Genomic DNA, 26,839 nt, shown 5'->3' with positions numbered 1-26,839 from the left:
CGCCCTTATGCTCACTCAGTTGCGCGAAATAGTAGAAAAGGTGGCGGGCGCGCCGCGGCTTAACGACGCGCTCGACATCCTGGTCAATGAGATCTGCCTGGCGATGGACACGGAAGTGTGCTCTGTTTATCTCGCGGATCACGATCACCATTGCTACTACCTGATGGCCACGCGCGGCCTAAAAAAACCGCGCGGGCGCACCGTTACGCTGGCGTTCGACGAAGGGATTGTCGGCCTGGTGGGACGGCTCGCCGAACCCATCAACCTTGCGGATGCGCAAAGCCACCCCAGCTTCAAATATATTCCCGCCGTTAAAGAAGAGCGCTATCGCTCCTTCCTTGGCGTGCCGATCATCAGCCGCCGGCAGCTGCTGGGCGTGCTGGTGGTGCAGCAGCGCGAACACCGACAGTTCGACGAGAGCGAAGAGTCCTTCCTGGTCACGCTGGCGACGCAGATGGCGACCCTGCTGTCGCAGTCGCAGCTCGGCCAGCTGTTCGGCCAGTTCCGCCAGACGCGGGTGCGCGCTATCGCCGCCGCGCCAGGCGTCGCCGTCGCCCCGGGCTGGGTCGACGAAACGCAGCCGCTGCTGGATCAGGTCTCCGCCGCCTCGACGCTCGATGTGCAGCGCGAACGCGAACGCCTGGTGCTGGCGATGAGCGAAGCCGCCAGCGAATTCCGCCGCTTCAGCAAACGTTTCGCCGCCGGGGTACAGAAAGAGAGCGCGGCGATCTTCGATCTTTACTCCCACCTGTTGACCGATGCCCGCCTGAAAAAAGATCTGTTTGACGAGATCGAGCAGGGATCGGTCGCCGAATGGGCGGTCAAAAAGGTCATCGAAAAATTCGCCGCCCAGTTCGCTAGCCTGAGCGACAGCTACCTGCGCGAGCGCGCGGGCGATCTGCGCGTGCTGGGCCAGCGCCTGCTGTTTCATCTCGATGACTCGCTGGTCGGCACCAACGCCTGGCCGGAACGTTTTGTACTGGTGGCCGACGAGCTTACCGCCACCACGCTGGCGGAGCTGCCGCACGAGCGGCTGGCGGGCATCGTGGTGCGCGACGGCGCCGCTAACTCGCACGCCGCTATCCTGACGCGCGCCATGGGCATTCCCACGGTGATGGGCGCCGATATCCTGCCTGCGCAGCTCAATAAGCGTCTGCTGATCGTCGACGGCTACCGCGGCGAACTGTTAATCGATCCCGAGCCGGTGCTGGTGCAGGAGTATCAGCGCTTGATCAGCGAAGAGAACGCGCTGAGCAAAATGGCGGAAGGGGTGGTCGATCAGCCGGGCGAGCTGAAAAGCGGCGAGCGCATCCAGGTGATGCTTAACGCTGGCCTCAGCCCGGAGCATGAACAGACGCTCGACAGCTGGGTAGACGGCATCGGCCTCTACCGCACCGAAATTCCCTTTATGCTGCAGAACGGCTTCCCGTCCGAAGAGGAGCAGGTGGCGCAGTATCAGGGCATGCTGCAGCTGTTTCACAACAAGCCGGTCACGCTGCGCACGCTGGACGTCGGCGCCGATAAACAGCTGCCCTATATGCCGATCAGCGAAGAGAATCCCTGTCTCGGCTGGCGCGGCATTCGCCTGACGCTCGATCAGCCGGAAATTTTTCTGGTGCAGGTGCGCGCAATGCTGCGCGCCAACGCCGCCTCAGGCAACCTCAGCATTCTGCTGCCGATGATCAGCCATATCGACGAGATCGACGACGCGGTGCGGCTGATCCAGCGCGCCGGACGCGAAGTGGAAGAGATGCTGGGCTACGTGATCCCCAAACCGCGCATCGGCGTGATGATCGAAGTGCCGTCGATGCTGTTTATGATCCCGCAGCTGCAGTCGCGCGTCGATTTCGTTTCGGTCGGCACCAACGATCTGACCCAGTATCTGATGGCGGTGGATCGCAACAACACACGCGTCGCCAACCTCTACGATCCGCTGCATCCCGCGATGCTGCGCGCGCTGCAGGCGATCGCCACCGAAGCCCGTCTGGCGAATCTCGAACTCTGTCTTTGTGGTGAAATGGCGGGCGATCCGATGTGCGTCGCGCTGCTGGTGGGGCTTGGCTATCACCATCTCAGCATGAACGGCAAGAACGTGCCGCGCGTAAAATATCTGCTGCGCCATCTGGATAAAGAAGAGACGCAAAAGCTGAGCGAGCAAGGCCTGAGCGCGCACACCGCGTCGGAGGTCCGCCATCTGGTCGCCGCCTTTATGGAGCGGCGCGGGCTGGGCGGCCTGATCCGCGGCGGGCGCTAGGCGTTATCCTCGTTTACATTTACGCTGCTCTGTAAAAAACCAGGCTGTGCTATCATGCGCAGCCTTTAACATATCCGCCTGGCGCCCCTTTTTCAGGGCTGAAAATTGAATGGTGAATGATGAATAACGGCTATATCGCATTTCCGCAGTTCGATCCGGTGATCTTCTCTATCGGACCGGTTTCGCTGCACTGGTACGGACTGATGTACCTCGTCGGCTTTATTTTTGCCATGTGGCTGGCGGTGCGCCGCGCCAACAAACCCGGCAGCGGCTGGAAAAAAGAGGAGGTTGAAAACCTGCTCTATGCTGGCTTCCTCGGCGTCTTCCTCGGCGGCCGCATCGGCTACGTGCTCTTCTATAACCTGCCGCTGTTTCTGGACAACCCGCTCTATCTGTTCAAAGTCTGGGATGGCGGCATGTCGTTCCACGGCGGCCTGATCGGCGTTATCGTGGTGATGCTGATCTTCGCGCGCCGCACCAAACGTACTTTTTTCCAGGTCTCTGACTTTATCGCGCCGCTGATCCCGTTCGGCCTCGGCGCAGGCCGTCTCGGCAACTTTATCAACGGCGAACTGTGGGGCCGCGTGGCGCCTGATTTCAAATTCGCCATGCTCTTCCCCGGCTCGCGCAGTGAAGATGTGGCGCTGGCGGCGAATAACCCGGGCTACCAGGATCTGCTGAACACCTACGGCGTGCTGCCGCGTCATCCGTCCCAGCTCTATGAGCTGATGCTGGAAGGCGTGGTGCTGTTTATTATTCTCAACCTGTTTATTCGCAAACCGCGTCCGATGGGCAGCGTCTCCGGCCTGTTCCTCATCGGCTACGGCGCGTTTCGCATTATTGTTGAATTCTTCCGTCAGCCGGATGCGCAGCTCGGCCTGTTCGAGGGCGGCGTCAGTATGGGGCAGATCCTCTCCATTCCGATGATCCTGGCGGGCATTATCATGATGGTCTGGGCGTATCGTCGTCGCCCGCAGCAACACACTCGAGAGGTAAAATGAAACAGTATCTGGACCTGATGCAACACGTGCTGAACCACGGCACGCCGAAATCTGACCGTACCGGCACCGGCACGCTGTCGATTTTCGGCCACCAGATGCGTTTCAACCTGCAGGACGGCTTTCCGCTGGTGACCACGAAAAAAGTGCATCTGCGCTCAATCATTCATGAGCTGCTGTGGTTTCTGAAAGGCGAGACCAATATCCGCTATCTGAAAGAGAACAAGGTCACTATCTGGGACGAGTGGGCGGATGAAAACGGCGACCTTGGTCCGGTTTACGGCAAACAGTGGCGCAGCTGGGGCAGCGCGCGCGGCGAAGAGATCGACCAGATTGCGAAGGTTATCGAACAGCTGAAACGCGATCCCGATTCGCGTCGTATTATCGTCTCGGCGTGGAACGTCGGCGAGCTGGACGAGATGGCGCTGGCGCCGTGCCACGCGTTCTTCCAGTTCTACGTGGCGGACGGCAAACTCTCCTGCCAGCTCTATCAGCGCTCCTGCGATATCTTCCTTGGCCTGCCGTTCAATATCGCCAGCTACGCGCTGCTGGTGCATATGGTGGCGCAGCAGTGCGATCTGCAGGTCGGCGATTTCGTCTGGACCGGCGGCGACACGCACCTTTACAGTAACCATCTGGAGCAGGCGCGTCTGCAGCTGACGCGCGAGCCGCGCGCGCTGCCGAAGCTGGTGATTAAGCGCAAGCCCGACTCGATCTTCGACTACTGCTTCGAGGATTTCGAGATCGAAGGCTACGATCCTCATCTCGCCATTAAGGCGCCGGTCGCGGTGTAACATCCCGACCTGCGGTAACAAAGCCCCGGCGTAGCCCTGCTCGCCGGGGCTTTTTTTATCCAGCTTTTGCGCCTTCTGTCGCATTTCCTTGTGGTCACCTGCAACCCGCCCATTTTTGCTGTAAAGCGGCGCGCATGCCCGGCCAGCACCGCTGGCGACGGCACGCGTGGCGCGGCAGAGTAGCGCCATGAAAAAGAGAACAGACCAGGGTTTTACGCTACCGGAACTGCTGTTCGTGCTGGTTATCGTCGGCATCCTCAGCCTCGGCGCGCTGCAGGGCTGGCAGCGTTGGCAGCAGCGACAGCAGCTGCGCGAGACCGCGCAACAGCTGCAGGGCTTTTTACAGCGTCTGCGCGCCCAGGCCAACTGGCAGAACCAGGATCGCGCGCTCTGGCTGATACCGGGCGAGCGCGGCTGTCTGGGCAGCGGCCCGAAACCCGAGGGCCGCTGCGCGCGCGGCGGGCGGCTGCGGTTCGTCGCGCCTTATCCCGGCGTTAGCCTGACTGCGCTGCGCGGCGAGCCGGGCTTTTACGGCCGCCGCAACATGGCGAAGGCGGGCAGCCTGGAGTTCGGCAACGCCAGCGGCAGGCTGCGGCTGATTATCTCAGCGCGCGCGCGCATTCGTCTCTGCCAGCCGGAGGAGCAGGGATGCGACTGAAGATGGCGGGATTCAGCCTGCTGGAGATGCTGGTGGCGATGGCCGTTAGCGCCGTGCTGATGCTGAGCGCGGGACGCTTTTTACCGCTGCTGATCGGAGAGAGTCTGCGCCTGCAGCAACGCGTTCAGCTACGGGAAGATCTGCAGCAGCTGATGCAGACGCTGGAAAAAGCGGTGCGCCGCGCCGGCTACTGCAACGGCGAGTGCAGCGGGACGGCGCTCAGCCTTTCCACCGGCTGCCTGCTGCTGCGCTGGGACGACAACAGCAACGGAAGATGGGAAGGCGTGAGCCACAGCGAAAGCGATTACTACGGCTTTCGGCTGCGACAAAAGCAGCTGGAAACTCAACGCGGCGTGGACGGCTGCGGCGGCACCGGCTGGGAACGCCTGACCGATCCCGCCTTTCTCACTATTGAGCAGTTCAGCGTCGAACGCGCGGGCGCGCTGATTAAGCTGCGGCTGGCCGGTCGCGCCGGTCGCTGGCTGGAAACGCTGGAAAGCTGGATCGAGGGCGAAAATCTGTGAATCAACAAGGCAACAGTGCGCTGGGCATGGTGCTGACGATCCTGCTGGCAGGCAGCCTGACGCTGCACGCCAGCCGGGAACGGCTGGAGCAGAGCATGTCGCTGGTGGCCGACGAGCGGCAGCACTATCGCGATTTCTGGGCGGCGCAGTCGGCGCTGCAGTGGGGGCTGACGCTGAGCTGGACGACGCCGCAGGGCTGTCAGCAGGCGCCGGAGCAGGGCTGGCAAAGCTGTTTGCAGAAGGTAAACGATGAGCGAGCGTTACTTACAGGCCGCGCGGCGGCGAGCGAACTGGCGCTGCGGCGCTGGGTGGCGAGGGAAGGGAGCCGGATCAGGCCGCTGCCGCACGGCTGGATCGACTACTGCCCGCTGGCCGCGGCAACGCTCTGCCTGTAGGCAGCACGGGTTCAGCCTGCCGGAAGCGCTGTTCGCGCTGCTGCTGCTGGCGACGAGCGTCAGCGCGCTGCTGCAGTATCATCGCGCTCTGACGCAGGGCTTCAACCAGCAGTGGCAGCAGCGCGTGGCGGCGCGCGTCGCCGCTCAGCGTCTGATAAGCCACGAGGTCGCGGGCTGGCGTACCTCGCTGCAACGCAGCGGCGCCGTCTCGACCTGCACGCTGGAGCGCGCCGAGGTTAGTGGACCTTACGAGGCGCACGCCATGCTGACGCGTTTACGTTGCTGAGAGGCAAAAGCGCCCCCATGCTATGGGCAACCCCGGCGATACGCGGTAGAGTGACCAGTCTGCCGCTTTGCCGCGCCAGACAGTGTCACCACAGGAGTTTTCATGTTTCACGTTTATCACTCAAACCAGCTCGATGTTCTGAAGATTCTCGCGGCAGCGGTGATAGAACATGACCCCCTTAGCGATCCCTTCGCCGCTGAAACCGTGCTGGTGCAGAGTCCCGGCATGGCGCAGTGGCTGCAGATGGAGCTGGCGCACACCTTTGGCATCGCCGCCAATATCGACTTCCCGCTTCCCGCCTCCTTTATCTGGGATATGTTCGTGCGCGTACTGCCGGATATTCCCGCCGAAAGCGCCTTTACCAAAGCCAGCATGAGCTGGAAGCTGATGCATCGCCTGCCGACCCTGCTGACCGAAGAGGCCTTTGTTTCGCTGCGCCACTATCTGCACGACGACAGCGACAAGCGCAAGCTGTTCCAGCTCTGCTCACGCGTCGCCGATCTCTTCGACCAGTATCTGGTCTATCGCGCCGACTGGCTGAATCGCTGGGAGCAGGGCGAGCTGGTGGAAGGACTGGGCGATGCGCAGCTGTGGCAGTCGGCGCTGTGGCGCGACCTGGTGGCCTACACCGAGGCGCTGGGTCAGCCGAAATGGCACCGCGCCAATCTCTATGCGCGCTTTATTCAGACGCTGGAGCGAGCCGAGCATGCGCCGCCCAGTCTGCCGAAGCGCGTCTTTATCTGCGGCATCTCCGCCTTGCCGCCGGTCTATCTCCAGGCGCTGCAGGCGCTGGGCCGTCATATCGATATTCATCTGCTGTTTACCAATCCCTGCCGCGATTACTGGGGCGATATTCAGGACTACGCCTTCCTGGCGAAGCTGCAGAGCCGCCAGCGTCGTCGCCTCGACAGCGAAGAGGCGCGCGATCTCTTCAGCGATCCGCTCGACGCGCCGGCGCGTTTCAACGCCGAAGGGGAACAGCAGCTCAGCAACCCGCTGCTGGCCTCCTGGGGCAAGCTGGGCCGCGACAACCTGTTCCTGCTGAGTCAAATGGACGAGGCGGATGACGTCGACGCCTTCGTCGAGGTCGAGGAAGACAACCTGCTGCACGCCATGCAGCACGACCTGCTGCATCTGCAGGATAACGCGGTGCTGGGGCTAAACGCGGAAGAGCTCGCCTGGAGCGGCAGCAAGCGTCTGCTCGATCCCGACGATCGATCGATTAGCGTGCAGATCTGCCACAGCGCCCAGCGCGAAGTGGAAGTCTTGCAGGATCATTTGCTGGCGATGATGGAGGCGGATCCCGGTCTTAAACCGCGCGATGTTATCGTGATGGTGGCCGATATCGACAGCTACGCTCCCTTTATTCAGGCGGTCTTCGCTAACGCGCCCGCCGATCGCTATCTGCCCTTCTCTATCTCCGATCGCCGCGCCAGCCAGGCGCATCCGGCGATATTCGCCTTTCTCAGCCTGCTGGCGCTGCCGGACAGTCGCTTTGCGGCGGAAGATGTGCTGGCGCTTCTGGAGGTGCCGGCGCTGGCGAACCGATTTTCGGTGGATGAGAGCGGCCTGCGCCTGCTGCGCCGCTGGGTAGACGAGTCGGGCGTGCGCTGGGGACTGGACGACGACAGCGCCGAAGCCTTGGCGCTGCCGGTCACCGGCCAGCACACCTGGCGCTTCGGCCTGGAGCGCATGCTGCTGGGCTATGCGATGGAGAGCCATCACGGCGACTGGCAGGGCATTCTGCCCTACGACGAGTCGAGCGGCCTGGTCGGCGAGCTGGCTGGCCACCTGGCGGAGCTGCTGATGCGGCTGAACCACTGGCGCGCGCGGCTCAGCGAATCCCGTCCGCTGGAAGGCTGGCTGCCGCTTTGTCGGGAAATGATCAACGACTTCTTCCACGGTGACGCCGAAGCGGAAGCCGCGCTGCTACTGGTTGAAGAGCAGTGGAAACAGCTGATCGAATATGGCCAGGCGGCGCGTTATGAGGCGGCTATTCCGGTGACGCTGCTGCGCGACGATCTGCGCGCGCGTCTCGATCAGCAGCGTATCAGCCAGCGCTTTCTCGCCGGTCAGATTAACTTCTGCACGCTGATGCCGATGCGTTCGATTCCCTTCCGCGTGGTCTGCCTGCTCGGCATGAACGACGGCGTTTATCCCCGCACGCTGCCGGCGCCGGGCTTCGACCTGATGCAGCAGCAGACGCGCAAAGGCGATCGCAGCCGACGCGACGACGACCGCTATCTGTTTCTCGAGGCGCTGCTTTCTGCGCAGGAACGGCTCTATATCAGCTATATCGGCCGCGCCATTCAGGATAATACGGAACGCTATCCCTCGGTGCTGGTCACAGAGCTGCTGGATTACATCGGCCAGAGCTTCTGTCTGCCTGGCGACGAAGCGAAGGAGCTGGACGAGAGCGCGCAGCGCGTACAGCGCCATATTCAGCATCTTCACAGCCGCATGCCGTTCGCCGCCGAGAATTTTCACCCGCAGTCGCGCTGCCACAGCTTTGCGCGCGAATGGCTGCCCGCCGCGCAGGGAAAAGGCGAGGCGCAGCCCGACTTTGTGCAGCCGCTGCCGCTGGCGGAGATGGAATCGGTCTCCTGCGAGCAGTTCCTGCGCTTCTGGCGGCATCCGGTGCGCGCCTGGTTTCATCAGCGGCTCGGCGTCGCCTTCTGGCTGGAAGAGACGGAGCTGTCGGACAACGAGCCTTTCGCGCTCGACAGCCTGGAGCGCTACCAGATCAACGCCGAGCTGCTGAACGCGCTGGTGGAGGGCGAAGATACGCAGCGTCTTTACGCTCTGCATCGCGCGGCAGGCAACCTGCCTTACGGCGCGTTCGGCGAGCTGTTCTGGCAGGCGCAGCAGGAGGAGATGCAAGAGGTGGCGGCGGCGGTCATCGAGCAGCGCAGCGAAGGCGACAGCTGGGAAGTCACTCTGCCGCTCGGCGGCGTCACGCTGACCGGCTGGCTGACGCAGGTCCAGCGTGACGGCCTGCTGCGCTGGCGTCCAGGGGTGCTGAACATGAACGACGGCCTGCTGCTCTGGCTGGAGCACCTTATCTACTGCGCGCTGGGCGGCGACGGGGAAAGCCGCATGATGGGCAGAGAAAACAGCCGCTGGCGCTTTGCGGCGGTGGCGCAGCCGGAGGCGGAGGCGATGCTGACGCGCTATATGCAGGGCTATCAGCAAGGCATGTCGCAACCGCTGCTGCTGCTCAACAAGAGCGGCGGCGCCTGGCTGACGGCAAGTTACGACAAAAAAACGCAGCAGCTGCTGCTGGATGAAGCGACCCAGGTCAAAGCGCGCAATCGCCTGCTGCAGGCCTGGACGGGCGGCTATCAGCAGGAAGGCGAGGGCGGCGATCCCTACCTGCAGCGGCTCTGTCGCGTATTGAACGAGGCGCAGATAGCGCAAATCACCGAGGCTGCGCAGCGCTGGTATCTGCCGGTGTTGCAGGCTCACCTGGATGATGAATAGCAAGCGGCGCGACGAGCTCTGACGCGTCGACGCCCGATAACAAGGTATGTCAGTTTGCACCATTTTCGGCTGCGCCTGCCTGGCAGCGCAGTTTCAAGGGTAACAGAAGGGGTTTACATGCGTAGATACGCTCGCTGGATAGCGGCGCTGATGTTGAGCCTGGCGGCCTGCGCCACGCTGGCGCAAGCCGCGACGGGCTGGACGCCGGTCAATGAAACCATTCGCAAAAGCGAAAAAGATACGCGCCAGTATCAGGCCATCAGGCTCGATAACGGCCTGACCGTGCTGCTGGTTTCCGACGCGCAGGCGCCGAAGTCGCTGGCGGCGCTTACGCTGCCTATCGGTTCGCTGGACGACCCGGATCAACAGCTCGGGCTGGCGCACTTTCTCGAGCATATGGTGCTGATGGGATCGCAGCGTTATCCACAGCCGGACAATCTGGCGGAGTTCCTGAAAAAGCATGGCGGCAGCCACAACGCCAGCACCGCTTCCTACCGCACCGCCTTCTACCTTGAGGTGGAAAACGATGCGCTGGAGCCAGCGGTGGATCGTATGGCGGACGCGCTGGCCGCGCCGCTGCTCGATCCGGTCAACGCCGATCGCGAACGCAACGCCGTCAACGCCGAGCTGACGATGGCGCGCTCGCGCGACGGTCTGCGTATGGCCCAGGTCGGCGCGGAGACGCTCAATCCGGCGCATCCCGGCTCGCGCTTCTCCGGCGGCAACCTCGACACGCTAAAGGATAAGCCGGACAGCAAGCTGCTTGACGCGCTGTCGACGTTCTACCATACCCACTACTCCGCCAACCTGATGAAGGCGGTGCTCTACAGCAATAAACCGCTGCCGGAGATGGCGCAGATCGCCGCCAACACCTTTGGCCGCATCGCGAATCACGACGCGACGGTTCCCGCTATCGACGTGCCTGTGGTGACCGAGGCGCAGCAGGGCATCGTGATCCACTACGTTCCGGCGCAGCCGCGCAAGCAGCTGAAGATTGAGTTCCGCATCGCCAATAACAGCGATCGCTTCCGCAGCAAGACCGATACGCTGATCGGCTACCTGATCGGCAACCGCAGCAAAAACACCCTGGCCGACTGGCTGCAAAAGAGGGGGCTGGCGGACGGCGTCAATGCCGGCGCCGATCCGATGAGCGAACGCAGCAGCGGCGTCTTCGCCATTACCGCCTCGCTCACCGACAAAGGGCTGGCGCAGCGCGACGAGGTGGTGGCGGCCATTTTCAGCTACATCGCCATGCTGCGCGAGCAGGGCATCGACAAACGCTACTTTGACGAAGTCTCGCACGTGCTGGCGCTCGATTTTCGCTATCCCTCGCTGACGCGCGATATGGATTACATTGAGTGGCTGGCGGACACCATGCTGCGCGTGCCGGTAGAGCATACGCTGGACGCGCCATACCTGGCCGACGACTATGATGCCGCCGCCATTAAAGCGCGCCTCGACGAGATGACGCCGCAGCATGCGCGCATCTGGTATATCAGCCCGCAGGAGCCGCACAACAAAGAGGCCTACTTCGTCAACGCGCCCTATCAGGTCGATCGCATCAGCGACCAGACCTTCGCCGACTGGCGCCAGCGCGCCAGCCAGATCCAGCTCTCGATGCCGACGCTGAATCCCTATATTCCTGACGATTTCACCCTGATCCCGCAGGATGGCAAAAGCTACAGCCATCCGGTCGCGCTGCCCAACGACTTCGGCATGCCGATCTACTGGATGCCGAGCCGTTTTTACGCCAGCGAGCCGAAAGCCTCAGTGACGCTGGCGCTGCGCAACCAGCACGCCATCAGCGATGCGCGTCAGCAGGTGCTGTTCGGCCTCAACGACTATCTCTCCAGCCTGGCGCTGGATGAGCTTAACTCGCAGGCGTCGGTCGGCGGCATCAGCTTCTCCACCAGCGAAAACGACGGGCTGGTCTTCAGCGCCAGCGGCTTTACCCAGCGGCTGCCGACGCTGCTGAAAAAACTGGTGGAAGGCTATGCCACCTTCCAGCCTACGCCGCAGCAGCTGGAGCAGGCGAAATCCTGGTATCTCGATCAGCTGGACGCGGCGGACAAGGGCAAGGCGTTCGAACTGGCGATCCAGCCAATGCAGATGCTGTCGCAGCTCCCCTATACGCAGCGCGAGACGCGCCGCGCGCTGGTAAAGGCGATCGCTCTCGACGAGGTAGTGGCGTATCGCGACAATCTGATCCATCATGCGACGCCTGAACTGCTGGCGGTGGGCAACCTCAGCGCCGAAAGCGTGACCCAGCTTGGCCGCGAGCTGAAGCAGCAGATGCAGACGCAGGGCACGCAGCTCTGGCGCAGCAACTACGTCTCTTTCGCTAAGCCGGTAAAAGCCAACCTGCAGAAAGCGGGCAGCAGCACCGATTCGGCGCTGGCGGCGCTCTACGTGCCGCTCGGCTACGACGAATATCAGGGCATGGCGAACAGTTCGATGCTGAGCCAGATCGTGCAGCCCTGGTTCTACAACCAGCTGCGCACCGAAGAGCAACTGGGCTATGCGGTGTTCGCTTTCCAGATGCCGATCGGCCGTCAGTGGGGCATCGGCTTCCTGCTGCAGAGCAACAGCAAGCAGCCCGCCTATCTGCTGCAGCGCTATCAGGCCTTCTATCCGCAGGCGGAGAAACGGCTGCGCGCCATGCCGCAGGAGGACTTCGCGCAGTATCAGCAGGCGATGATCAACCAGCTGAAGCAGCGGCCGCAGACCCTTGACGAAGAGGCGTCGCGCTATAGTCGCGACTTCGATCGCCAGAACTACGCTTTCGATACGCGGCAGAAGGTCATCGCGCAGATCCAGCAGCTGACGCCGGACGCGCTGGCAGACTTCTTCCATCGCGCCGTACTGCAGAAAGAGGGCATGGCGATGACGTCGCAGATTGCTGGCAACAGCGCGGATAAAGCGGCTTTTGCCCAGCTGCCCGGCTGGAAAACCTGGAATGAGGTGGCGAAACTGCAGCAGTCGCTACCGGTTAAGAGTGAGACGCAATGAGTTACCCTGAATCGCTGAATCCGTTGACGCTGCCGCTGCGCGGCGAGCGTCTGATCGAGGCTTCGGCGGGCACCGGCAAAACCTTTACCATCGGCGTGCTCTATCTGCGCCTGCTGTTAGGGTTGGGCGGCGAAAACAGCTACAGCCGTCCGCTGTCGGTGGAAGAAATACTGGTGGTGACCTTTACCGAGGCCGCCACCGCCGAACTGCGCGGGCGCATCCGCGAAAATATCCACGAGCTGCGCCTGGCCTGCGTGCGCGGCGCGAGCGGCAATCCGATGCTGGCGCTTCTGCTGGAGCAGATTGACGATCTCTCGCAGGCCGCTTCGCTGCTGCTGGCGGCGGAGCGTCAGATGGACGAAGCGGCGATCTTCACCATTCACGGCTTCTGCCAGCGCATGCTTAACCTGAACGCCTTCGAGTCCGGCATGCTGTTCGAGCAGGAGCTGATAGAGGACGAGGCGGCGCTGTTTAAGCAGGCGACCGCGGATTTCTGGCGACGCCACTGCTATCCGCTGACGCTGGATGTGGCGCGCGCCATCGTCGCCGAGTGGAACGGACCAGAGAGTTTGCTGACGACGCTGCGGCCCTGGCTGCAGGGCGAATCGCCGCGGCTGAAACGGCCGCCGACCGACGATGAAACCCTGGCGACGCGCCACGCCGCCAACCTGGCGCGCATCAGCGAGATGAAGCGCCAGTGGCAGGCGGTAAGCGACGAAGTCGAAGGCATCGTCAGCCAGTCCGGCGTGGATAAGCGCAGCTACAGCAGCAAATATCTGCCGCTCTGGGTGGCGAAAATCTCTCAGTGGGCCAACAGCGAAACAACCGACTATCTCTTCCCGAAAGAGCTGGAGCGTTTCGCCCAGCGCGTGCTGGTGGAGAAGACCAAAAAAGGCGAGCCGCCGCAGCATCCGCTGTTCCAGGCGGTAGAGGCGTTTCTCGCCGAGCCGCTGTCGCTGCGCGATCTGGTTATCGCCCGCGCGCTGGTGGAAGTGCGCGACGCGGTGCGTAAAGAGAAGCGCCTGCGTGCGCTGCTTGGCTTCGACGATCTGCTGAGCCGTCTCGACGAGGCGCTGCAGCAGCCGGGCGGCGCGCTGCTGGCCGACACCATTCGCGCCCGCTATCCGGTGGCGCTGATTGACGAATTTCAGGATACCGATCCGCAGCAGTATCGTATTTTCCGCACGCTCTATCTGAACCAACCCGAGCTGGCGCTGCTGCTGATCGGCGACCCTAAACAGGCAATCTACGCCTTTCGCGGCGCGGATATCTTTACCTATTTACGCGCCCGCAGCGAGGTCGCCGCGCACTATACGCTCGATACCAACTGGCGATCGTCGCCGGGCATGGTGCAGAGCGTGAACCGTCTTTTCGCCCGCATGGATTCGCCGTTTCTCTTCGAGGCGATTCCGTTTCTGCCGGTTCATCCCGCCGCGCCGAATCAGCAGCTAACGCTGGTGAAAGATGCGCAGCCGCAGCCGGCGCTGCGCTTCTGGCTGCAGCCCGGCGACGGCGTCGGCGTCAGCGACTATCAGCAGTTTATGGCGCAGCAGTGCGCCGCCGATATCAGCCGCTGGCTGGTCGCTGGCCAGCAGGGGCGCGCGCTGCTGGGAAAAGGCGATAATCTGCGGCCGGTGCAGGCGTCCGATATCACCGTGCTGGTGCGCAGCCGCAATGAGGCGGGGCTGATCCGCGACGCGCTGAACGGGCTGTCGATTCCGTCGGTCTATCTCTCTAACCGCGACAGCGTCTACACCACGCCCGAAGCGCGCGAGCTGCTGTGGCTGCTGCAGGCGGTGCAGGCGCCGGAGCAGGAGCGGCTGCTGCGCAGCGCGCTGGCCACCTCCATCTTCGCCATTGACGCCGCCTCGCTGGATACGCTAAGCCAGAACGAGCGCGAGTGGGATGCGCTGGTCGAGCAGTTCGCCGGCTGGCAGCAGCTCTGGCACCAGCGCGGCGTGTTGCCGATGCTGCGCGACGTCATGAATCAGCGGCAGCTGGCGGAAAATATGCTCGCCTCGGAGAACGGCGAGCGCAGGCTCACTGACCTGATGCATCTGGGCGAGCTGTTGCAGGAGGCGTCGACCCACCTCGACAGCCCGCATGCGCTGGTGCGCTTTCTCGCGCAGCAGATCGCCCGGCCCAATATCCAGGCGGCGGAGCAGCAGCTGCGGCTCGAGAGCGATCGCCACCTGGTGCAGATTGTCACTATCCACAAATCCAAAGGCTTGCAGTATCCGCTGGTGTGGCTGCCTTTCGCCGCCGGCTTTCGCGAGGCGGCCAGCGCGCTCTATCACGATCGGGAGAGCTTCGCGACGCTGCTCGACGTGCAGGGCGATGAAGAGAGTCTGGCGCTGGCCGAGCAGGAGCGTCTGGCGGAAGATCTGCGCCTGCTTTACGTCGCCTTAACCCGCTCGGTGTTTCACTGCAGCGTCGGCATTGCGCCGCTGTTTAAGGGCGCGCGCAAAAAAGAGGGCGACAGCGATCTGCACAAGAGCGCGCTGGGCTATCTGGTGCAGCAGGGCGAAAGCGGCGACGCCGACCGCCTGCGCGCCTGCCTGGCGACGCTGGCGGATGCGGACACCGAGGTGCTGCGCGACGATCTGATCCCTGGCGAAAACTGGCGCGAACAGGCGCAGCCCGACGATGCGCTCAGCAGTCGTCAGGTGACGCGCGACCTGCGCGACGCCTGGCGCGTTACCAGCTATTCCGGGCTTCAGCAGCACAGCAGTTCGCCGCTGCTGGAGGCGATGCCCACGTTCGATATCGACGCCGCGGGCGAAGAGGGCGGCGAGGCGGAGAGCGCCCTGACGCCGCATCACTTTCCGCGCGGCGCCGCGCCGGGCACCTTTCTGCACGGCCTGTTTGAATCGATCGATTTTACCCGGCCGCCGGACAGGACGCTGCTGGAAACGCAGCTGGAGCAGAACGGCTATCCGCCGCACTGGCTGCCGGTGCTGGAAGCCTGGATCGCGCGCGTGCTGCACACGCCGCTTAATCGCGACGGCCTGACGCTGGGCGCGCTGCAAAACCAGGACCGGCTGGTGGAGATGGCTTTTTATCTGCCGCTGGAGCGCATGTTGAACGCTTCGGAGCTGGATGCGCTGATGCGCCAGCACGATGCGCTGTCGGCGCGCGCGCCGAAGCTGGAGTTCCACCAGGTGCAGGGCATGCTGAAGGGCTTTATCGATCTGGTGTTTCGCTGGAACGGTCAATATTATCTGCTGGATTACAAATCCAACTGGCTTGGCGACAGCGAAGCGGCCTATACCCCGGAGGCGATGGCGCAGGCGATGGTGGATCACCGCTACGATTTGCAGTACCAGCTCTACACGCTGGCGCTGCATCGCTATCTGCAGCATCGCCTGCCCGATTACGATTATCAGCGCCACTTTGGCGGCGTGTTTTATCTGTTTTTACGCGGCGTCGATGGCAGTTCGCCGCAAAACGGCATCTTTACCGCGCGTCCGTCGGCCTCTTTCGTCGCCGGACTGGACGCGCTGTTTCGTCGCCCGAAAGAGGAGGAAGTATGACGGAAATCGTGTCATTGCTCGATCAGGCGGTAGAGAAACGTCTGCTGCGGTCGCTCGATCTTCAGTTCGCGCGGCTGCTGGCCGACGCCTCGCAGCCGGCATGGCTGCTGGCGGCCGCCTGCGTCAGCGCCGAAGCGGGCGATGGTCACGTCTGCCTGCCGCTGGCGCATCTGACCCCCGAGACGCTGTTCGCCGGACGCCATCCCGAACTGGCGCAGGCGCTATGGCGCGCAGCGGGCGCGCCGTCGTGCTGGAAAACGGCGCTCGCCGGCTGGCCTGCGCTGAGCGACGGCGGCATCGCCACGCCGCTGGTGCTCAATCATGAGCGGCTCTATCTGCATCGTCTGTGGCAAAGCGAAGGTCGGGTGGCGCACTTTTTCACCCGGCAGGCGGAGATGGCGGAGATGGATGTCGCCGCCGCGCAGAACGTGCTGAGCGCGCTGTTCGGCGATCGGCCCGACGACTGGCAAAAAATCGCCGCCGCCGTGGCGCTGACGCGCAAAACCGCCGTGATTTCCGGCGGCCCCGGCACCGGAAAAACCACCACCGTGGCGAAGCTGCTGGCGGCGTTGATCCGCCTCAGCCGCAGCAATCTGCGCATCCAGCTGGCGGCACCGACCGGCAAAGCGGCGGCGCGCCTCACTGAATCCCTCGGTCAGGCGCTGCAGGCGCTGTCGGTCAGCGACGAAGAGCGGGCGCGTTTTCCCAGCGAAGCGACGACGCTGCACCGTCTGCTGGGCGCGCAGCCCGATACGCAGCGGCTGCGCTATCACGCCGCCAACCGGCTTCATCTCGACGTGCTGGTGGTGGACGAGGCCTCGATGGTCGATCTCTCGATGATGGCGAAGCTTATCGCCGCGCTGCCCGACCATGCGCGCGTGATTTTCCTCGGCGATCGCGATCAGCTGGCGTCGGTAGAAGCGGGCGCGGTGCTGGGCGATATCTGCCGCTGCGCGGAAACGGGCTACAGCCTGTCGCGCGCGCAGCAGCTCGCGGCATTGACCCAGTGCGCCCTCGACGGCGCGGATGACGCGGGCGCGCCCGACGTGCGCGACAGCATCTGTCTGCTGCGCAAAAGCTACCGCTTTGATGCGACGTCGGGCATCGGCCAGCTGGCGCGGGCGGTCAATCTCGGCGACGCGCGCGCCGTCGAGTCGGTGATTAACGCCGCCTTTGAGGATATCGATTTTCAGGCGCTGCAGAGCGGCGAGGCCTATCAGACGATGCTCGACGCCGTCGCGGAAGGCTACCGGCCTTTCCTGAAGCTAGTGCAGGCGCGCGCGCCGGTGGAGGAGATTCTGCTGGCCTTCAGCCGCTATCAGCTGCTTTGCGCCCTGCGCGACGGGCCGTTCGGCGTGCAGGGGCTGAACCAGCGCATCGAGCAGCGCCTGGTGCAGCTACAGCGCATCCGGCGGCCGGCGATCGGCAGCCGCTGGTATGCGGGGCGGCCGGTGATGGTGACGCGCAACGACAGCGCGCTGGGGCTGTTCAACGGCGATATCGGCATTACCCTGCGCGATGCGGAAAACCAGCTGAAGGTCTTTTTCCCGCTGCCGGACGGGTCGGTGAAGGCGGTGCAGCCGAGCCGTCTGCCGCCGCACGATACCGCCTGGGCGATGACGGTGCATAAGTCGCAGGGATCGGAGTTTGAGCATACCGCGCTGGTGATGCCGGCCCAGTTCTCGCCGGTGCTGACGCGCGAGCTGGTCTATACCGCCATTACCCGCGCGCGCAAGCGGCTGACGCTCTACAGCGAACCCGGGGTGTTTCAGCGCGCGGTACAGCTGCAAACTCAACGCCGCAGCGGGCTGGTGGAAAGGCTAAGTCTGGTGAGCTAACCGGTTTCAGCCGCAAACGGCTCGGTACGTCACTGCGCAGGCTACTGAGGCTGCGGAACAAAGCGTCCCGCGACAGGGACAAAAACGCCGGGAGCGTTTTTGAACAGCGCAAAGCGCTGGCCCGTTTACGGGCGCACCTCAGGGACGAGGTGCGTATGTGTGCGGGACGAGCGAGCATGGATGCCTTGAGCGACTTTGTGGAGCAGCCCCAGTTGCCTGCGCCTACTCGGTTATTTAGCCTGGAACGGCTTTCAATCAGGTCAGGTCCGCCATCAGCACCTTTGAGCGCCGCTGATAGTTATACATCTGCTTTTTGCTCTCCGGCAGCGACTCGATATCCACCGGCGTAAAGCCGCGCTCCTGAAACCAGTGAATGCTGCGCGTCGTCAGCACGAACAGCTTCTCCAGCCCCATCTGCCGCGCCTGAAGCGCGACGCGCTGCAGCAGCATCTCGCCGCGCGACGAGCTGCGATAGTCGGGATGCACCGCTACGCAGGCCATCTCGCCGATTTTCTCATCCATAAACGGGTAGAGCGCCGCGCAGGCGATAGTCAGGTTGTCGCGAATAATAATGGTGAACTTGTCGATCTCCATCTCCAGCTGCTCGCGCGAGCGACGCACCAGAATGCCCTGCTGCTCCAGCGGGCGAATAAGCTCCAGGATGCCGCCGATATCGTTAATGGTGGCGCGGCGGATCTGCTCGCTCGACTCCATCACGATCTGCGTGCCGATACCGTCGCGCGAGAAGAGTTCCTGCAACAGCGCGCCATCTTCCTGGTAGCTAATCAGATGGCTGCGGCGCACGCCGCTGCGGCAGGCCTTCACCGCGCCGCGCAGGAAGCGCACCGTGCCGGAAAGGTAGTCGCCGTCGCTCTCCATCTCGTCGATGCGCGCCTGCGCGTCGTTCGGGAACAGCTCAGAGATAATGGTGCCGTCGCGGCGGGTCACGCCCTGCTCGGAGCAGAAGCCGATCATCTTCTCCGCCTTCAGCTTAATCGCCAGCTGGGTGGCGACCTCTTCCGACGTCAGATTAAAACTCTCGCCGGTCACGGAGACCGCCACCGGACCGAGCAGCACAATCGCATCGTTATCCAGCTGCCGATGAATCGCCTCTTCGTCAATGCGGCGAATGCGTCCGCTGTGGCAATAATCGACGCCGTCGTCCACGCCCAGCGGCTGCGCGATAATAAAGTTGCCGCTGACCACGTTGATATGCGCGCCCTGCAGCGGCGTGTTATTCAGGCTCATTGAGAGTCGCGCCGTGATGTCGAGCTGCAGCCGTCCCGCCGCCTGCTTCACCAGCTCCAGCGACTGCGCATCAGTCACGCGGGTATATTTGTGGTAAACCGGCTCCAGCTGGTTCGCCGCCAGGCTGGCGTCGATCTGCGGACGCGCGCCATAGACCACCACCAGGCGAATGCCGAGACTGTGCAGCAGGCCGATATCGTTAACGATGCTGGAGAAGTTCTCATGCTCAATCGCTTCGCCGCCCAGCATGATGACAAAGGTCTTGTCCCGGTGGGCATTGATATAGGGAACGGTGTGGCGAAAACCCTGAACCAGCTCAGTACTACGTTCCTTCACGGCAAACCTCAATGAATGATTATTCGTAATTTTTGTATTTTTATTCTTTTAGGGCGCTATTTGCAAGCGTTAAACCTGACGTAAATTTACGTTTTTTCGGGTGCGCTCGCTGCTAAGAGCCTGCATTATTTAGCTTTTCCTGGATGACTTCGCCAAAGGGATGGGCTAAAGTTTTCAGCGCCGTTTATTAAAGTGGCGCTTTTTTAGACAGAACAGAGCAGCTGGAGCGGCATGTCAGAATCAAATCCCCTAATTTCCCGCAGAAGGCTCCTGCAGGGAACCGGCGCATTATTGCTGCTGAGCGTCAGCCGCACAGGCCTGGCGGCAAAAAACCATATCGTCGCGGTACGCATCTGGCCATCTTCGACCTATTCGCGCATGACGCTGGAGTCCAGCGTGCCGCTTCACTATAAGCAGTTCGCGCTTTCGCATCCGGATCGGCTGGTTATCGATATCGAGAATATGCATCTTAATCCGGTGCTGAAGGGCGTCGACAAGCTGGTGCGCGTCAACGATCCCTTTATTAAAAACGCGCGGGTCGGGCAGTTCGACGCTAATACCGTGCGCATCGTGCTGGAGCTAAAGCGCAACGTCGCGCCGAAAACCTTTACCCTGGCGCCGGTGGCCGGCATCAAACACCGGCTGGTGGTGGATCTCTATCCGAGCCAGGAGAGCGCTGAAGACGATCCGCTGCTGGCGCTGCTCAAGGATTACAACAAGGGCGATCTGGAGCGTAACGAGCCGGCGAGCGCGCCGCTGCCCGGCAAGGCGGGGCGCGATCGGCCGATGATCGTGATGATCGATCCAGGGCACGGCGGCGAAGATCCCGGCGCGCACGGCAAATACAAAACGCGCGAAAAAGATATCGTGCTGAAGATAGGGCGACGGCTCAAGGCGCTGATCGACAAAGAGCCGAATATGAAGGCCTATATGACGCGCAACGAGGATGTGTTTATTCCGCTGCGGGTTCGGGTGGCGAAAGCGCGCAAGCAGCGCGCCGATCTCTTTGTCTCGATACACGCCGACGCCTTTACCAGCCGCAGCGCGCGCGGCTCCTCGGTGTTCGCGCTCTCCACCAAAGGCGCCACTTCGGCGGCAGCGCGTTTCCTGGCGCAAACGCAGAACGAATCGGATCTTATCGGCGGGGTCAGCAAGAGCGGCGATCGCTATCTCGATCACACCATGCTGGATATGGTGCAGCGCCAGACCATTCACGACAGCCTGGCGTTCGGCAAAGAGGTGCTGCATCGTATGGGGCGCATCAACCATCTGCACAAACGCACCGTCGATCAGGCGGGCTTCGCGGTGCTGAAGGCGCCGGATATTCCATCGATTCTGGTGGAAACCGCCTTTATCAGCAACGTGGAGGAGGAGCGCAAGCTACGCACCAGCCGCTATCAGCAGCAGGTGGCGGAGGCAATTTTCCATGGCATAAAGGCTTACTTCGACAAGGGCGGGGCGCGACGCTAAAGCGAGGAGAGGGGATGGCGCAGGCCGTCCCGGTTTCACACGGCACAAAAACAAAAAAGCACCCTTTCAGGTGCTTAAATGTTGGTTGCGGGAGCCGGATTTGAACCGACGACCTTCGGGTTATGAGCCCGACGAGCTACCAGGCTGCTCCATCCCGCGTCCGTAGTGCGCATTGCGTCTTTTTCACATTGTCTCTTCAAAAGAAGAGTTGGTTGCGGGAGCCGGATTTGAACCGACGACCTTCGGGTTATGAGCCCGACGAGCTACCAGGCTGCTCCATCCCGCGTCCGTAGTGCGCATTGCGTCTTTTTTCACATTGTCTCTTCAAAAGAAGAGTTGGTTGCGGGAGCCGGATTTGAACCGACGACCTTCGGGTTATGAGCCCGACGAGCTACCAGGCTGCTCCATCCCGCGTCCGTGGATGCGCACTATACCTCCTGGAGCTGATGATGCAACCCCTTTTTAGCGCGAAGCGTCAAATTAGGGATTGTTTGCTGAATATTTTCTCCATCTGGCTAATTATCACACAGCCGCGCGCGCGGAAGGGGCAGGCGGATTTCAATCTGCCAGACGCTTTGCTATCGTCGCGGGGCGAACACTGATGAATAAAAGAGACGGCGATGAATAAAGGACACTGGGCGAAGTACGCACTTACTGGTGCAATGTTTGCGCTGCTGGCGGGTTGTAGCTCGAAGCCGACCGATCGCGGGCAGCAATATAAAGATGGCAAGCTGGAACAGCCGCTGGCGCTGGTTAACCAGCCTAATGCCAAAGGCCGACCGGTGAACGGCAGAGACTTCGGCGAGCAGGTTCGACAGATCCAGTCCGCCTCTTCCGCCCTGTATGGACGCCACACCGGCACCTACAGCGCGATTGAAAGCTGGCTGATGGCGGGCGCCGATACGCGTCAGCTGCGCCAGTTCGGCCTGAACGCCTTTCAGATGGAAGGCACCGACAACTACGGCAACGTGCAGTTTACCGGCTACTACACGCCGGTGGTGCAGGCGCGCTATACGCGTCAGGGCGAATTCCAGTACCCCATCTACCGCATGCCGCCGCGCAAGCGCGGCGCGAAGCTGCCGAGCCGCGCCTCTATCTATAGCGGCGCGCTGGACGAACGCTACGTTATCGGCTGGAGCAATTCGCTGATCGATAACTTTATTATGGACGTGCAGGGCAGCGGCTACGTCGACTACGGCGACGGCCGTCCGATGACCTTCTTCGGCTACGGCGGCAAAAATGGCTGGGCCTATCACAGCATCGGCAAAGAGCTGATCGATCGCGGCGAGGTGAAGCGCGAGGATATGTCGATGCAGGCGATTCGCGACTGGGCGGCGTCGCACTCTGAGCAGGAGGTGCGCGCGCTGCTGGAAACCAACCCGTCGTTCGTCTTCTTCAAGCCGGAACCTTACACCCCGGTGCGCGGTGCCAGCGCGGTGCCGCTGGTGGCGAAGGCCTCTGTGGCGTCGGACCGTTCGCTGATCCCGGCGGGAACCGCGCTGCTGGCGGAAGTGCCGCAGCTGAACGAAAAAGGCAAGTTTAACGGTAAGTATGAGATGCGCCTGATGGTGGCGCTGGACGTCGGCGGGGCCATCAAGGGCCAGCACTTTGACATCTATCAGGGCATTGGGCCCGACGCGGCGCACCTGGCGGGCTTCTATAACCATTACGGCCGCGTCTGGGTGCTGAAGGCTGCGCCGGGCGCCGGACAGCCGCTGTTCAGCAACCCGCAAAACGGCGATAATGGCTCTCTGTTACTGGGTTCAAACTGATTTCTCGGCGGGCCGCGCGGCCCGCACGAGGCGACAAGGTTAATTATGAGTGTGGTTAACGACGCCTGGCGTCAGCGTTTTGGCGGCACGGCACGTCTTTATGGGCAGGATGCGCTGTCGCGTTTCGCCGCGGCGCACTTCTGCGTGATCGGCATCGGCGGCGTCGGCTCCTGGGCGGCGGAAGCGCTGGTGCGCACCGGCATCGGCAAAATTACCCTGATCGATATGGACGATGTCTGCATCACCAATACCAATCGGCAGATCCACGCGCTGAACGGCAACGTCGGCAAGGCGAAAACCGAGGTGATGGCTGAGCGGCTGCGCGCCATCAATCCCGACTGCGAGGTGATCTGCATCGACGACTTCATCACGCCGGACAACACCGCCGAGCTGATGGCGGCGGGCTACGACTACGTGATTGACGCCATCGACAGCGTGCGTCCGAAGGCGGCGCTGATCGCCTGGTGCCGCCGCAACAAGATCCCGCTGATCACCACCGGCGGCGCGGGCGGCCAGATCGATCCGACTCAGATCCAGGTGGCCGATCTGGCGAAGACGATTCAGGATCCGCTGGCGGCCAAGCTGCGCGAGCGGCTGAAGGCGCTCGGTGTGGTGAAAAACAGCAAAGGCAAGCTGGGCGTCGACTGCGTCTTCTCGACCGAAGCGCTGATGTATCCGCAGCCGGACGGCAGCGTCTGCGCCGCGCGTAGCACCGCTGAAGGGCCGAAAAGAATGGATTGCGAAGCGGGATTCGGCGCGGCCACCATGGTGACCGCCACCTTCGGCTTTGTCGCCGTTTCCCATGCGCTGAAGAAGTTTCTGGCGCGCGCGGCGCGTCAGGCGGCGTAGAACCTCAGGCGCGCGCCGCGCGTGCGGCCTGATGTACCGCCTCCGCCAGCGCTTTCAGTCCGCTGCTGCGCGAGGCGCTGAGCTGGGCGCGCAGCCCCAGTTCGTCAAACAGCTGCAGCGGATCGTCCGCCAGCAGCGCCTGCGGCGTTTTTCCCTCCACGGCGGTCAGCAGCACCGCCAGCAGACCACGCACGATGCGGCCTTCGCTGTCGCCGTAGAAATGCAGCGTGCCGTCGTGGCGCAGCTGGCTGCCGAGCCAGACGCGGTTTTCGCAGCCGGTCAGCTCGATATCGGCCGTTTTCAGCGCCTCCGGCAGAGCAGGCAGCTGACGGCTGAGCTGGATCAGCTGGCGATAGCGATCCTCCCACTGCTGAAAATGGGCAAACTTCTCTTTCAGGCCGTCCAGGGTAATCAGATCGCCAAACGGGTGCGGGCCAGTCAGAGCCTGACTCATGCTTCCTCCTCAGAGAGCAGATCGAGCGCGGTGTAGACGGCGCGCGTCAGCGCGTCGACATCCTGTAAATTATTATAGGGCGCGAAAGAGGCGCGCAGCGTGCCGCTCACGCCCAGCGCCGCCATTAGCGGCTGCGCGCAGTGCTGGCCGGCGCGCAGCGCAATGCCCTGTTCCGCCAGCAGCGTGACGATGTCGCTGTGGTGCACGCCCGCGAAATCAAACGCCAGCACGCTCGTCCGGCCCGCGCGGTAGCTGCGAAAACCGGGAAACTCGCCCAACTGCTCTTCAGCCAGGCTGGCAAGCTGCTGGCTCCACATCTCCGCTTTCAACCGGTCGTGCTGCTCAAACCAGCTTAGCGCGGCGCTCAGTCCCACTACGCCCGCCACGTTCGGCGTGCCGGCCTCGAAGCGCCAGGGCGCGGGCTGCGGCGTGAAACCGTTAAAATCGACGTGGGTCAGCATCTTACCGCCGCCTTGCCACGGCGACATCTCTTCCAGCAGCTCGGCTTTGCCATAGAGCGCGCCGATGCCGGTCGGGCCGTAGACTTTATGGGCGGAGAAGGCGTAGAAGTCGATATCCAGCGCCTGCACGTCGGTTGGGCAGTGCGCCACGCCCTGCGCGCCGTCAACCATCACTTTCGCGCCGACGCCGTGCGCCAGCGCGATCGCCTGCGCCAGATCGGGACAGCCGCCGGTGACGTTGGACATCTGGCCGATCGCCAGCAGCCGGGTGCGCGCGTTAAGCAGCGACGGCAGCAGCGCGATATCCGGCAGGCGATCGGCGCCGACAGGCCATTTCACCACCTTCGCGCCGCGCGCCTGCGCCGCCATCAGCCAGGGCACCAGATTGGCGTGATGCTCCGCCTCGCTCACCAGGATCTCGTCGCCGGCCTTCAGCCGCGGCAATAGCCAGCCGTTGGCGACCAGATTGATCGCCTCCGTGGTGCCGCGCGTCCAGACGATCTGGTGGCCGTGCGCCGCATTCAGCAGGCGCGCCACCTGATGCCGTGCCTGTTCATAACGTTCGGTAAGCTGACGCGCCGCGCCATACTGGCTGCGATGCACGGTGCCGCCGCTCAGGCTGTAAAACTGTTGCGTGGTATCAATCACCACCTGAGGCTTGAGCGTCGTGGCGGCGCTGTCGAGATAAACACCGGCGTCGCTCAGCGCGGGAAACTGCTGGCGGAAGGCGGTGGGATTGAATGCGGTCATGCTTTGTCTCGTCATACAAATAAACAGGGCCAGATCAAAAGCCTGGCTCTCTCCTGGCAAAGCTGTAAAAGCGCGTTATGCTGATTAATGCAAGGTTTAAACCAAAACCCGCACAAGGAGCAACCTTCTTTAGTCGATTTGACTAGGGTTAGCCAACGCGGGCGGTTTGATGCAATCATCTACAAGGAGATAGAAAATGAAAAAACTTTCAGCAGTGCTGGCTGTCTGCGCTATGGCTTTTACTCTGGCCGCGTGTTCAAGCAATTATGTTATGCATACCAACGATGGTCGCACCATTGTCTCAGAAGGCAAGCCTTCAGTAGACAGCGATACCGGTATGATCAGCTATAAAGACGCTAACGGCAACAAGCAGCAGATTAACCGCTCCGACGTTAAAGAGATGGTTGAGATGCAGTAAGCGCTCCGGCGTCTGCTGCAGGCAAAAAAAAAAGCACCGCAATTTGCGGTGCTATTCAAAATCACTATGGACAGACAGGGTAAATCTACAGGAATTAAAAGCTTGATCTGCAAGCGTCAGATCAAAATGCAAACACAACATCACGACCACAAGCCAAAAGCTTCCCGGAAATCTGCGAACTCACTCACAAATCCTGAAATCTTTTCGTTCCGGCTCAGGAAGTGCGGCAACTATAGGTATTTGCTGGAGCTTCCTCAACGGACAATTTATAATGCCTCGGATTACTAAAACTAATATGTGACCGCTTTTTATAAGCGCACCTATATTGCCCCTGATCCGAGCACGGAAAACCATGTCGAAACGCCTTCCTCCTCTTAATGCACTCCGCGTGTTTGACGCTGCGGCGCGTCATCTCAGCTTCACCAAAGCCGCCGAAGAGCTGTTCGTCACCCAGGCAGCCGTCAGCCATCAGATAAAATCGCTGGAAGATTTTCTGGGACTTAAGCTGTTTCGCCGGAGAAATCGTTCGCTGCTGCTGACGGAAGAGGGGCAAAGCTACTATCTCGATATCAAAGAGATTTTCACCGCGCTCAATGACGCGACGCGCAAACTTCAGGCGCGTAGCGCAAAAGGCGCCTTAACCGTCAGCCTGCTGCCCAGCTTCGCCATTCAGTGGCTGGTGCCGCGGCTCTCCAGCTTTAATATGGCTTATCCGGGCATCGACGTGCGTATTCAGGCGGTCGACCGCGATGAAGAGAAGCTGGCCGACGACGTCGACGTGGCGATTTTCTACGGCCGCGGCAACTGGCCGGGACTGCGAGTGGAAAAACTTTATGCGGAATATCTGCTGCCGGTCTGTTCGCCCGCGCTGATGACCGGCGACAATCCGTTGAAAACGCCCATGGATCTGTCGCGCTTCACACTGCTGCATGACGCTTCGCGGCGCGACTGGCAATCCTATATCCGGCAGCTAGGCTTGCAGCATATTAACGTCCAGCAGGGGCCGATTTTCAGCCATAGCGCCATGGTGCTGCAGGCCGCGATCCATGGCCAAGGCGTGGCGCTGGCGAACAACGTAATGGCGCAGAGCGAAATAGAAGCGGGCCGATTGATCTGTCCGTTCAACGACGTGCTGGTAAGTAAAAACGCTTTTTATCTGGTTTGTCATGACAGCCAGGCAGAACTGGGTAAAATAGCCGCCTTTCGACAGTGGATCATCGCGAAAGCCGCCAGCGAACAAGAAAAATTCCGCTTTCGCTACGATCACTAACTAATTGATTTCTGTAGCCTGATGTACAGATGCACCTTGAGG

19 protein-coding genes and 3 tRNA genes are annotated in these 26,839 nt (G+C 62.1%); 16 read left to right on the top strand and 6 right to left on the bottom strand.

The features are described 5' to 3' along the window. Positions 1–7: 7 nt before the first annotated feature. From ptsP to recD, 11 genes are all read left to right on the top strand, one after another. Entirely contained in the window at positions 8–2,254 is a 2,247-nt protein-coding gene (gene ptsP, locus JS46_RS15700; protein ID WP_033752841.1) for a phosphoenolpyruvate--protein phosphotransferase, read from the top strand. Between the two features lie 119 nt (positions 2,255–2,373). Next, on the top strand, positions 2,374–3,255 hold the full coding sequence (lgt, locus tag JS46_RS15695) for a prolipoprotein diacylglyceryl transferase (RefSeq protein WP_033752900.1): 882 nt from the start codon (positions 2,374–2,376) through the stop codon (positions 3,253–3,255). Continuing rightward, positions 3,252–4,046 (top strand): thymidylate synthase, encoded by a 795-nt coding sequence (gene thyA / locus JS46_RS15690; protein ID WP_033752840.1) that lies wholly within the window; start codon positions 3,252–3,254, stop codon positions 4,044–4,046. Before lgt ends, thyA begins: the two co-directional genes overlap by 4 nt. Before the next feature lie 187 nt (positions 4,047–4,233). Then, the gene (locus JS46_RS15685; protein ID WP_033752839.1) at positions 4,234–4,704 is read left to right on the top strand and encodes a prepilin peptidase-dependent protein; all 471 of its coding nucleotides are present in this window, start codon (positions 4,234–4,236) and stop codon (positions 4,702–4,704) included. Beyond that, positions 4,695–5,228: a prepilin peptidase-dependent protein gene (locus JS46_RS15680; protein ID WP_033752838.1), complete on the top strand. Its 534-nt coding sequence runs from the start codon at positions 4,695–4,697 to the stop codon at positions 5,226–5,228. Before JS46_RS15685 ends, JS46_RS15680 begins: the two co-directional genes overlap by 10 nt. Beyond that, on the top strand, positions 5,225–5,623 hold the full coding sequence (locus JS46_RS24645; protein ID WP_033752837.1) for a DUF2509 family protein: 399 nt from the start codon (positions 5,225–5,227) through the stop codon (positions 5,621–5,623). The genes JS46_RS15680 and JS46_RS24645 overlap by 4 nt, the downstream gene beginning before the upstream one ends. 16 nt (positions 5,624–5,639) lie before the next feature. Continuing rightward, positions 5,640–5,909: a prepilin-type N-terminal cleavage/methylation domain-containing protein gene (locus JS46_RS24640; protein ID WP_235213013.1), complete on the top strand. Its 270-nt coding sequence runs from the start codon at positions 5,640–5,642 to the stop codon at positions 5,907–5,909. A 102-nt stretch (positions 5,910–6,011) separates the two neighbouring features. Next, positions 6,012–9,389 (top strand): exodeoxyribonuclease V subunit gamma, encoded by a 3,378-nt coding sequence (gene recC / locus JS46_RS15665; protein WP_033752836.1) that lies wholly within the window; start codon positions 6,012–6,014, stop codon positions 9,387–9,389. 117 nt (positions 9,390–9,506) lie between these two features. Continuing rightward, on the top strand, positions 9,507–12,398 hold the full coding sequence (ptrA, locus tag JS46_RS15660; protein ID WP_033752835.1) for a pitrilysin: 2,892 nt from the start codon (positions 9,507–9,509) through the stop codon (positions 12,396–12,398). Further along, complete coding sequence (recB, locus tag JS46_RS15655; RefSeq protein WP_033752834.1) at positions 12,395–15,931, top strand: exodeoxyribonuclease V subunit beta; 3,537 nt, start codon at positions 12,395–12,397, stop codon at positions 15,929–15,931. Before ptrA ends, recB begins: the two co-directional genes overlap by 4 nt. Beyond that, the gene (gene recD, locus JS46_RS15650) at positions 15,928–17,769 is read left to right on the top strand and encodes an exodeoxyribonuclease V subunit alpha (protein ID WP_033752833.1); all 1,842 of its coding nucleotides are present in this window, start codon (positions 15,928–15,930) and stop codon (positions 17,767–17,769) included. The genes recB and recD overlap by 4 nt, the downstream gene beginning before the upstream one ends. A gap of 255 nt (positions 17,770–18,024) precedes the next feature. Here the strand turns inward: recD and argA are convergent, their stop codons facing one another. Further along, positions 18,025–19,353 carry an amino-acid N-acetyltransferase gene (gene argA, locus JS46_RS15645; protein WP_033752832.1) on the bottom strand — a complete coding sequence of 443 codons (1,329 nt, stop codon included), beginning with the start codon at positions 19,351–19,353 and terminating at the stop codon, positions 18,025–18,027. Positions 19,354–19,584: 231 nt separating this feature from the next. On the opposite strand from argA, the gene amiC reads away from it, so the two are divergent. After that, positions 19,585–20,823, top strand: coding sequence for an N-acetylmuramoyl-L-alanine amidase AmiC (gene amiC / locus JS46_RS15640; protein ID WP_033752831.1), 1,239 nt, complete (start codon positions 19,585–19,587; stop codon positions 20,821–20,823). A gap of 82 nt (positions 20,824–20,905) precedes the next feature. Here amiC and JS46_RS15635 read toward each other — a convergent pair. The 3 genes from JS46_RS15635 to JS46_RS15625 all read right to left on the bottom strand — a co-directional run bounded on the left by JS46_RS15635 (position 20,906) and on the right by JS46_RS15625 (position 21,237). Next, positions 20,906–20,982, bottom strand: a tRNA-Met gene (locus JS46_RS15635). A 50-nt stretch (positions 20,983–21,032) separates the two neighbouring features. Beyond that, positions 21,033–21,109, bottom strand: a tRNA-Met gene (locus JS46_RS15630). Positions 21,110–21,160: 51 nt separating this feature from the next. Beyond that, positions 21,161–21,237, bottom strand: a tRNA-Met gene (locus JS46_RS15625). 206 nt (positions 21,238–21,443) lie between these two features. Between JS46_RS15625 and mltA the strand changes: the two genes are divergently transcribed. Next, positions 21,444–22,595 (top strand): murein transglycosylase A, encoded by a 1,152-nt coding sequence (gene mltA, locus JS46_RS15620; protein ID WP_033752830.1) that lies wholly within the window; start codon positions 21,444–21,446, stop codon positions 22,593–22,595. 45 nt (positions 22,596–22,640) lie between these two features. After that, on the top strand, positions 22,641–23,444 hold the full coding sequence (gene tcdA, locus JS46_RS15615) for a tRNA cyclic N6-threonylcarbamoyladenosine(37) synthase TcdA (protein ID WP_033752829.1): 804 nt from the start codon (positions 22,641–22,643) through the stop codon (positions 23,442–23,444). Between the two features lie 4 nt (positions 23,445–23,448). Here tcdA and csdE read toward each other — a convergent pair whose 3' ends face one another. Both csdE and csdA read right to left on the bottom strand, forming a co-directional pair. Beyond that, complete coding sequence (gene csdE, locus JS46_RS15610; protein WP_033752828.1) at positions 23,449–23,898, bottom strand: cysteine desulfurase sulfur acceptor subunit CsdE; 450 nt, start codon at positions 23,896–23,898, stop codon at positions 23,449–23,451. Then, complete coding sequence (gene csdA / locus JS46_RS15605) at positions 23,895–25,109, bottom strand: cysteine desulfurase CsdA (RefSeq protein ID WP_033752827.1); 1,215 nt, start codon at positions 25,107–25,109, stop codon at positions 23,895–23,897. Before csdA ends, csdE begins: the two co-directional genes overlap by 4 nt. A gap of 196 nt (positions 25,110–25,305) precedes the next feature. On the opposite strand from csdA, the gene JS46_RS15600 reads away from it, so the two are divergent. Both JS46_RS15600 and JS46_RS15595 read left to right on the top strand, forming a co-directional pair. Beyond that, entirely contained in the window at positions 25,306–25,527 is a 222-nt protein-coding gene (locus tag JS46_RS15600; protein WP_033752826.1) for a YgdI/YgdR family lipoprotein, read from the top strand. A 352-nt stretch (positions 25,528–25,879) separates the two neighbouring features. Then, complete coding sequence (locus JS46_RS15595; RefSeq protein ID WP_033752825.1) at positions 25,880–26,797, top strand: transcriptional regulator GcvA; 918 nt, start codon at positions 25,880–25,882, stop codon at positions 26,795–26,797. The last annotated feature ends 42 nt before the right edge of the window (positions 26,798–26,839 follow it).

This window comes from Pantoea sp. NGS-ED-1003 (assembly GCF_000738765.1).
Lineage (GTDB): Bacteria > Pseudomonadota > Gammaproteobacteria > Enterobacterales > Enterobacteriaceae > Pantoea > Pantoea septica.
This window is presented reverse-complemented; position numbering and strand designations above follow the sequence as displayed.